The organism is Ramlibacter sp. (assembly GCF_036676645.1).
In the GTDB taxonomy this organism is placed as follows: domain Bacteria; phylum Pseudomonadota; class Gammaproteobacteria; order Burkholderiales; family Burkholderiaceae_C; genus Ramlibacter.
On the sequence record NZ_JAKFCM010000106.1, the window covers coordinates 1 to 8,077 of the forward strand.

General features: G+C 71.6%; 8 protein-coding genes. 4 read left to right on the forward strand and 4 right to left on the reverse strand.

Annotated elements, in window-relative coordinates:
- The 4 genes from V6M57_RS16710 to V6M57_RS16725 form a co-directional block, all read right to left on the reverse strand.
- Positions 1-384 (reverse strand): chromate transporter (locus V6M57_RS16710; RefSeq protein ID WP_332816140.1); only part of this gene is annotated, 384 nt, incomplete at its 3' end.
- Positions 385-394: 10 nt separating this feature from the next.
- Positions 395-1,006: a chromate transporter gene (locus tag V6M57_RS16715; protein ID WP_332816141.1), complete on the reverse strand. Its 612-nt coding sequence runs from the start codon at positions 1,004-1,006 to the stop codon at positions 395-397.
- Positions 1,003-1,890 (reverse strand): DMT family transporter, encoded by an 888-nt coding sequence (locus tag V6M57_RS16720; RefSeq protein WP_332816142.1) that lies wholly within the window; start codon positions 1,888-1,890, stop codon positions 1,003-1,005. The genes V6M57_RS16715 and V6M57_RS16720 overlap by 4 nt, the downstream gene beginning before the upstream one ends.
- A gap of 207 nt (positions 1,891-2,097) precedes the next feature.
- The gene (locus V6M57_RS16725) at positions 2,098-2,862 is read right to left on the reverse strand and encodes an alpha/beta hydrolase (RefSeq protein WP_332816143.1); all 765 of its coding nucleotides are present in this window, start codon (positions 2,860-2,862) and stop codon (positions 2,098-2,100) included.
- Between the two features lie 467 nt (positions 2,863-3,329).
- Here V6M57_RS16725 and V6M57_RS16730 point away from each other — a divergent pair, with 467 nt between their 5' ends.
- The 4 genes from V6M57_RS16730 to V6M57_RS16745 form a co-directional block, all read left to right on the forward strand.
- A complete protein-coding gene (locus tag V6M57_RS16730; protein WP_332816144.1) occupies positions 3,330-5,456 on the forward strand; it encodes an AAA family ATPase in 2,127 nt (708 codons plus the stop codon).
- A gap of 287 nt (positions 5,457-5,743) precedes the next feature.
- Complete coding sequence (locus tag V6M57_RS16735) at positions 5,744-6,157, forward strand: response regulator (RefSeq protein WP_332816145.1); 414 nt, start codon at positions 5,744-5,746, stop codon at positions 6,155-6,157.
- Positions 6,158-6,334: 177 nt separating this feature from the next.
- On the forward strand, positions 6,335-6,616 hold the full coding sequence (locus V6M57_RS16740) for a hypothetical protein (protein ID WP_271234461.1): 282 nt from the start codon (positions 6,335-6,337) through the stop codon (positions 6,614-6,616).
- Positions 6,617-6,779: 163 nt separating this feature from the next.
- The coding region (locus V6M57_RS16745; RefSeq protein ID WP_332816146.1) for a DUF2868 domain-containing protein at positions 6,780-8,077 on the forward strand (1,298 nt) is incomplete at its 3' end.

Below are 8,077 nucleotides of genomic sequence, written 5' to 3' on the forward strand. Positions count from 1 at the left end.
CATGCCCTGCTTGAAGGCGCGCACGGCGCGCAGGTCTCGGTTGCGGTGGCCCCACCGGGCGGCCAGGTAGGTGAGGGTGGTGCTGGGCAGCAGGATGCCGAACAGGGTGACGGCCACCCCGAGCAGCGCGAGCCCGACGCCGCCGGCGTTCAGCCCCACCTGCCATCCCATCAGCGCGACGAACAGCACGTTGGGCCCGGGCGCCGCCTGCGCGATGGCGATGGACGCGCTGAACTGCGGATCGGTCAGCCAGTGGCGGTCCTGCACCAGGAAGCGCTGCATGTCGGAGGCCGTGGTGATCGCGCCGCCGATGGCCAGCAGCGACAGCACCATGAAGTGCAGCAGCAGGGACACCCAGTCGGCGGCGGCCATCACGATCTGCATGGCACCTCCCTCAGGTCCGCCCCAGCCGCCGCCACGTCAGCAGGCAGGACAGCCCGCCCAGCCCCAGCAGCACCCCCAGCAGCGGCCATCGCAGCACGGCGATCGCCACGAAACCCAGCAGGCCGAACAGCGCGCATGCCGCCGGCCCCAGCGGGTGCGTGCGCAGCGTGGGCAGCAGCTTCAACCCGGTGGCGGTGATCAGCCCGGCGGCGACCGCACCCATGCCGCGCAGCGCGCCGGCCAGCTGCGGCGAATCGGCAAAGCGCGCGTGCAGCAGCGCCAGGCCCAGCACCACCGCCAGCGGCGCCGCCAGCATGCCGGCCAGCGCCACCAGCGCGCCGCGCAGCCCGAAGTGGCGCGCGCCGATCATCAGGGACAGGTTGACCACGTTGGGCCCCGGCATGATCTGCGCGACGGCCCAGTCCTCGACGAATTCCTCCCGCGTCATCCAGCGCTTGCGCTCGACCAGCTCGCGCTGCACCACGGCCAGCACGCCGCCGAAGCCCTGCAGGGCGAGCCAGGTGAAGGACAGGAAGAGATCGGTGAGCGACGCGGGCCTGGGCTGGCGTGCCGGTACGGGGGCCGCCGGCGCGACTTCGGCCGGCGGGGGTGGGGAACTCATGGGCGCCGATTATCGGTGCCGGTGGCGGCCAGCCACAGGCCGGCTGCGATCGGCAGCAGGGCGAACCAGCCGGCGACGCCAGGTTGCTCGCCGAGCAGCAGCCAGCCCAGGAGGGCTGCCGTGACCGGGTTGAGCGCCAGGAACACGGTCACCCGCGTCGGCGACTCGTGCTTGAGCGCATACAGCCACCAGAAGTAGCCGATGCCGCTGGACAAGCCGATGAAGGCGATCGCTGCCCAGGCGACGGGGCTGAACGTCGCCAGCCGGGCCGGCCAGGCCTCCGGCAGCGCCAGCAGGGCCAGCGCCGCCACCGAGGCCAGCATCGCGAAGGCGGAGACCGGGACGACCGGATAGCGCTGCAGGTACGGCCGGTACAGCACGCTGCACAGGGCGCCGGTGGCCGCCGCGGCCAGCACCGCCAGCTCGCCCCACCAGTTGCCGCCCGGCGTGGCGGCCTGCCACTTGGGCAGCAGCGTGAAGGCCACGCCGGCGATCGACAGGACCACCCCGGCGAGCAGCCGCCAGGTCGCGCGCTCGCGCCCCATGGCAGCGGCCAGGGCCAGCGTGAGCAGCGGGAACAGGCTGAAGATCAGGGCCGCCGGCGCCGCCGCCACCCGCTGCAGCCCGAAGTTGAGCAGTGCGATCAGCAGTCCGAACTGCGCCACGCCCAGTGCCGCCATGGCGAGCAGGTCGCGCGCCGGCACCCGCCGTGGCATCGCGGCGAGCGGCCGCAGCGCGAACGGCAGCAGGCAGGCGAATCCGATCGCATAGCGCAGCATGGCCAGCGTCAGCGGCGGCACTTCGGCGACGGCCAGCCGGGACGCGGCGATGGCCGCGCCCACCTGTACGCCGGTGGCCGCGGCAGCCCACAGGGCCAGGCTCATGCCGGCTTCACCGCGGGCTGCGAACGCCCGCGGGCGGGGCGGGAGCCGCCCGCATCGGGTGCCGTCGACGAGCCCGCCGGAATGGACGAATGGCCCCGTTGCTGCGCGGCGGATGAGTGTGGCATCGGCGCGAGCTTACGCGCCCGCGGCCGCTTCGGCGCGCGCACCCCGCCTGCGCAGGGACGCGAACGCGCGCGCGACTCAGACTCAGGACAGCGGCAAGCCGGCCCCCTCGAACGGCCGCCACCGGCCTTCGGGCTGCGCCAGGCGGTGCGTGATCGCCTCCAGCGCCCTCGGGTGCATGGCCAGCTCCTCGTGGCGCGCGCCGGGCACTTCGATGTTCTCGCTCTCGGCGGTTTCGGTCTCCACGCATTGCTCCCAGCGCACCACGCCGTCGTGCCGGCTGTAGATCGAGGTGAACGGCACCGGCGGGCGCTGGCGCAGCCGCGTGCGCACGGACAGCGGCAGGCGCTCGGGTCCGGCCTCCAGCAGGGCGAACACGCGGCAGCGGCGCTGCGGGTCGGCCGCGGTGTTGAACGGCGTGCCCAGCGTGATCACCTGGCGCACGAGGGGGTTGGCCCGCTTGGCCAGTTCGCGCGCGTAGATGCCCGACAAGCCCCAGCCCAGCAGGGTGACGGGCGCCTGGCTGGCCTCGAAGGCGTCGATCACGCAGTCCTCCAGCTTGCGCAGCCAGCGCGCCAGCCCCATCCCGCGCGGGCCCTGGTCCACGCCGAAGCCCCAGTCGAGCGGCCGGAAGCCGGCCTGTTGCAGCGTGCGATGCAGCGGGGCGGTGCTCTCCGGGCCCGTGCCCTCGCGCGGGAACAGGAGCACCGGCTGCCCGTGGCCCTCGTGGAGCCGGCGCCGCGGCGTGCGGCGCGGTTGCGGCGACTGGAACAGCCCGCGGACCGGCGGCGCGAGGCCGTCCAGGACGGGGGCGGGCGATAGGCTGGACAACCAACCGGCCTGCGACATGCGTTCCTCCCTTGACAGTGCCGCTGTGGCGCGGCGAGGAGGCGATGCTAGGAAGCGCGGCGGCGCACCGCACTGGGAGCGGGCGCTGTTACATCGTAGGCCGTGGCCTACTGCTTGTAACGGGCGTGCCGAGGCAAGAAAAAGTCCCCCGGCCGTCGAGGCGGCAGGGGGACGAAAGAGCCGGGGGAAGAAACTTGAAAAAAAACCCGGCTGCACGGTTCGATGCAATCGACACCTCCGGGTTCCTCCCGCAGAGCCTGCGCGCAGCGGCTGCGGACCCGACCGTTGCAAGCGCGTTGCGGGCGGGGCGGAGCAATGGTCCAGCTGCGGTGCGCGACGGACCGGCCAGCCCCTTTTTTCGCGCGTGCATAAGTCACGATGAGGGCGGCTGTGACGCCCCGGTGGCCGATTTCGCTTACGCCGAAAAACCCCTCTCTGTAGGATTGGACCGACAAGAGAGGACTCGCATGTCTGATTTATCCGTCAGTTCCCATCCCGCTCCCGAGTTCGGCAAGGACGAGCAGCCTTCCGGCGGCCTCTGGCTGTCGATCAAGAAGGCGGCGGCTCGGGTTTCGGACTGGTTCGTCATCCAGAGCGCAGCCGTCAAGCTGCTGGTGGCAGCCGTCGTCCTGATGATCCCGGTCACGGGGATCTACTCCTTCGTGCTGATGCAGAAGCAGGCCGCCATGGCGGCCGAGGTCAAGGCGATGGCGCAGGCCGACCGAGTCGCCGCCTTCGACGAGAGCAAGCCGGTGGTGTTCGGCACCGGCTCGCTGCTGGGCTTCGTGCAGGCCAACCCGGTCGAGCGCATCACGGTGGTCTACAAGCCGCTGATGTGGAACGTCTCCGAGCGCGTCGTGCTGGTGGCGTCGGCCGGCAAGCAATTCGCCTACTACCCGTCCGACATGGAGACCAAGATCTTCACGGACCAGGCCGTGACGGCTCCGTGGAGCGGCAAGCTCAGCTTCGTGCCGCGCTCGGACCTCAACGAGGCCAGCCTGAAGATCCTGGAGCGCCTGGACCAGGGCTTTGCCGGCGCCCGCCCGCAGTCGGAGAAGGATGCCTGGAAGGCCGGCGTGTCCGGCGTGCTGTCGGCCGCGCTGACGCTCGGGCTGCTGGGCTTCCTGGCCTTCCAGCTCAAGGGCCAGTTCAAGTCGCTCAAGTTCATCGAGCCGTCCCAGGTGAGCGGCTCGCTGTCCGACCTGGTCGGCATGGACGACATCAAGTCCGAGGTCGCCCAGATCAAGGACCAGTACATGCGGCGCGCGGAGTACGCCGAGTACGGCATCAACAAGCCGTTCAACGTCATGTTCAGCGGCCCGGCCGGGACCGGCAAGACCAAGCTGGCCAGCTACCTGGCCAAGGAACTGAACCTGCCGATCCTGTTCCACTCGGCCGTCAACCTGGAGACCGGCTACGTGGGCGGCGGCGCCAACACGCTGTCGCGCATCGTGTCCATGGCCAAGCGGCGCAAGCGCTGCATCGTGTTCCTGGACGAGGCGCAGGACCTGTTCATGAAGCGCGGCGGCCACCGCAAGTTCGACGACGACACCCAGAACATGCTGCTGGCGGTGCTGGACGGCGTGCGCACCAAGAACGACGCCGAAATCATCTGGATCGTCGCGTCCAACTTCAACAGCGAGCAGATGCAGATGGACGAAGCCATGCTGCGCCGCTTCCAGATGAAGGTGGACTTCCGCATGCCCAACGGCGAGGAGCGCCAGGCGATCATCGAGCACTACCTGTCGCAGCGCGCCGAGAAGGTGCTTGCGGAGCTGGACCTGCGCCACCTGGTGGAGATCACCGAGGGCCGCAGCCCGGCCGACCTGGAGACCATCGTCAACCAGGCCGGCATCACCGCGGTGCAGGCCGGCATGATGATCGGCACCGACACGCTGATGCAGGCGGCCGAGCGCGTGCTGGTGGGCAACGTCAATGCCAGCGCCACCAAGGAGCGCGAGCGCGACCGCCGCGTGATCGCCATCCACGAGTGGGGCCACTTCCTGGTCGACTTCGAGCAGGAGCGCAGGAAGGCCGGCGGCGACTGGGACGCCATCCTGGCCGACATGAAGACCATCAAGATCTCGCTCAAGGCCAACCCGCGCAACAACGCGCTGGGCTTCGTGTTCCACAAGCAGGGCGCCAACCTGCTCAAGACCAAGTCCGACATCGAGCACGACGTGCGCGTGCTGCTGGGCGGCATGGCCAACGAGGAGCTGTTCTTCGGCGAGGAGGGCACCACCAACGGCGCCCACAACGACATCACGCGCGTGACCAAGCTGCTGCACCACGCAGTGGCCGAAATGGGCATGTACCGCAAGACCCGCCTGAACTTCGGCGCGCTGGCCAACGAGGGCCAGGGCGGCCGCCAGATCGACGAGGAGACGCGCAGCATCATGGAGGCACAGAGCGAGCGCCTGTACAGCGAGACCAAGTCGCTGCTGCTGCGGCAAAAGCCCCTGACCGAGCACCTGGCCGGCAAGCTGATGGAACGCGGCGAGATGAGCCTGCGCGAGGCGCTGCACGAGATCCGCAGCTTCGAAGCAGCCTGCTGGTCCTTCAATTCGCGCATGGGCCTGCAGCCGGCCGCCTGATCGCAGGCGCGCGACTTGCCGCCAGGGGCCGCAGCGATGCGGCCCTTTTTCATCCCCGGGCTGCGGTCGAGTTGGAGGCACGCCACGGCGAAGCGGCGATGGGCCTTGACGCTGCCGGCGTTGCCGGGGAAGGTCTGGAGAGCGCTCTCTGGAACGCCGTTTCCCGGCGCCTGATGAGCCGCGCTGCGTGGCATCATTCGTTACGGATGTACATGTTCCAGGATTCGATATCCGACATGGGTGGGCCGCATGCCCCCGCGCCTCCTCCCTCGCCCCGGGAAGCTGCAGTGCCCGCGCCGGCCGCGGCGCAGCCGCCCCAGCCCGTCGATTCGCCCGGCACGCGCCGCGTGCTGGTGGTGGAGGACAACCCCGACGGACTCGAAACGCTGCTGACCCTGCTGGCCATGCTGGGCCACGAAGTCCGCGGTGCCGCCGACGGCGGACAGGCGCTCGAGCGGGCGGCCAGCTTCCAGCCGGACGTGGTGCTGCTCGACCTCGGGCTGCCGGTGATGGACGGCTTCGAGGTGGCGCGCCGCCTGCGCCGGGACCCGCGCATGGGCAGCGTCTTCATTGCCGCCCTGACCGGCTGGGGCGCCGAAGGCGACCGCCAGCGCACGGCCGAGGCCGGGTTCGACGCGCACCTGACCAAGCCGGTCGACCTGGCAGCGCTCGAAGGCGTGCTCTCGCGCAGCACCCGCTGACCGTGGCGCGGCACTGCGCATTCACGGCCGGGTCCGGCACCGGCTGGGCGCCCGGACCCGCAGCGGCACCGCACCATCGCACGGGTCACGTGACGGCCTTCACACCGTTGCAACCGTTCGTGTGATGTTTCACGGCGGTTGCACTTTGCCGCGCGGTCGCGGCCTAGCATGGCCTGCATGCGCTACACACGCGAAGAGTACGCCAACATGCAGGCGGTGCAGCGTCGGGTGGCAAGGGCCGAAGCGGACTATGCGCGTTTTCGCGCGGCGTACCTCGAGATTGCCCAGCATCAGCCCGACCATGAGGTCGCCCTGGCCATGATCGGCGCCGACATGAACCGGGCGCACGCCTACCTGCAGGCGCTGATCGGCCTGCCGCCCACGCCCTTCGAGAAGCAGCCCAGCGTGGTCGTGATGCGCGAGGCGCGCCGGCTCGCCGAGGAAAAGGGCAAGCACTGAGCCTGCAGGTCGGCCCGGCCAAGCCGGGATCCCCTACAGCCGCCGCCTGCGCGTGTTCAAAGGGCGGGAGATGGATCGCGGCTCCTCGAGGCCGCAAGGACATGACGGGTGCCGGCGCGAGCCCGGAATCCTTCCGTGCGAGCGACTTCCTAGAATCGGCAGCTTGCACCGCCCCGCCACCCCCACCGAACCGATCCGCGTCAACGAGGCGCAGGCGCGCCGGCTGGTGCTGGCGCAGGCGCTGGAGGCGGCGGACCCGCAGGGCAAGCTGGTCGGCGCGGCCGAGCGCGAGCAGGCCGACCGCGAGGCGCTGGCCGCCACCGGCGACCCGGCACGCGGCGAGGCGCTGGATGCCAAGGCCTGGCTGCTCGACCGGGCCGCCCGCCTGGGCGCCTTGCTGGAGCACCGCCAGCCGCGGCTGGCCGCCCTGCAGCAGCCGCCGGCCTGGCAGGCGTGGGTGGCCTGGGGCCTGCCGGTGGCGGCGCTGCTGGCCGGCGCACTGATCGAACGCATCGACAACCCCAAGCAGGTCAACCTGCTGTCGCCGCCGCTGCTGGCCTTCCTGCTGTGGAACCTGGCGGTCTACCTGCTGCTGGCGCTGGCGGCGTTCCGGCCCCGCCGGCGCCCCCCCGAGCCGGGCCGCTGGGCGCGCCACCTGGAAGCGCTGGTCGAGCGCCCGCGCGGCGGCATCGCGCAGCACGTGGCGCGCCGCTTCCGCCTGCAGTGGTGGCGCGTCGCGGGCGCGCTGGAGGGCCAGCGCTGGCGGCGCATCCTGCACACCTCGGCGGCCGCCTGGGCGATCGGGGTGGCGGCTTCGATCGCCATCGGCGGGCTGGTGCGCGAGTACCGCATCGGCTGGGAGAGCACCCTGCTGGACCTGGCGCAGGTGCACGCCTTCCTGCAGTTCCTGTTCGCGCCGGTGGCCGCGGTCACCGGGATGGCGCCGTTCAGCCTGGATGAACTGGCCCGCCTGCACTTCGGCTCCGGCGAGGGCGTGGGCCGGGCCGAGGCGCGCCGCTGGGTGTTCCTGTACATGGGCCTGCTGGGGCTGCTGGTGGTCCTGCCGCGGGCTCTGCTGGCGCTGTGGGCGGCCTGGCGCCAGCGCTGGCTGGCCGGCGCCCTGACGCTGGATTTGGGCGATCCCTACTTCACGCCGCTGCTGGGCCGCGTGCGGCCGGCGCGCGTGCTGCTTGCGATCGGCGGCGCGCCGGGGGAGGGGGCCCATCCGGTCCTGACGGTGCTCAGGCAGGCCTCCGGCGGCGCCGTGCCGGCGCGGGCCGGCGAGACCTTCACGCTGCTCACTACGGCGCGCGGCGACAGCCTGCAGGGCGTCGAAGTGCCGCCCGGCCAGGAGGCGCCCCTGGCTGCACGCGCGGACGCGCCGGGCGGGCGCTGGCCGGCGTGGCTGCCCGCGCGCCGGCGCCCGCAGGCCGCCCTGGTGCTGGCGGGCGCCCCGGCGGC

Bases quoted from the DNA above. Each gene is read 5' to 3' on its own strand.
- V6M57_RS16730 (WP_332816144.1), top strand. From the start codon at position 3,330: ATGTCTGATTTATCCGTCAGTTCCCATCCCGCTCCCGAGTTCGGCAAG.
- V6M57_RS16740 (WP_271234461.1), top strand. From the start codon at position 6,335: ATGCGCTACACACGCGAAGAGTACGCCAACATGCAGGCGGTGCAGCGT.
- V6M57_RS16715 (WP_332816141.1), bottom strand. From the start codon at position 1,006: ATGAGTTCCCCACCCCCGCCGGCCGAAGTCGCGCCGGCGGCCCCCGTA.
- V6M57_RS16720 (WP_332816142.1), bottom strand. From the start codon at position 1,890: ATGAGCCTGGCCCTGTGGGCTGCCGCGGCCACCGGCGTACAGGTGGGC.
- V6M57_RS16725 (WP_332816143.1), bottom strand. From the start codon at position 2,862: ATGTCGCAGGCCGGTTGGTTGTCCAGCCTATCGCCCGCCCCCGTCCTG.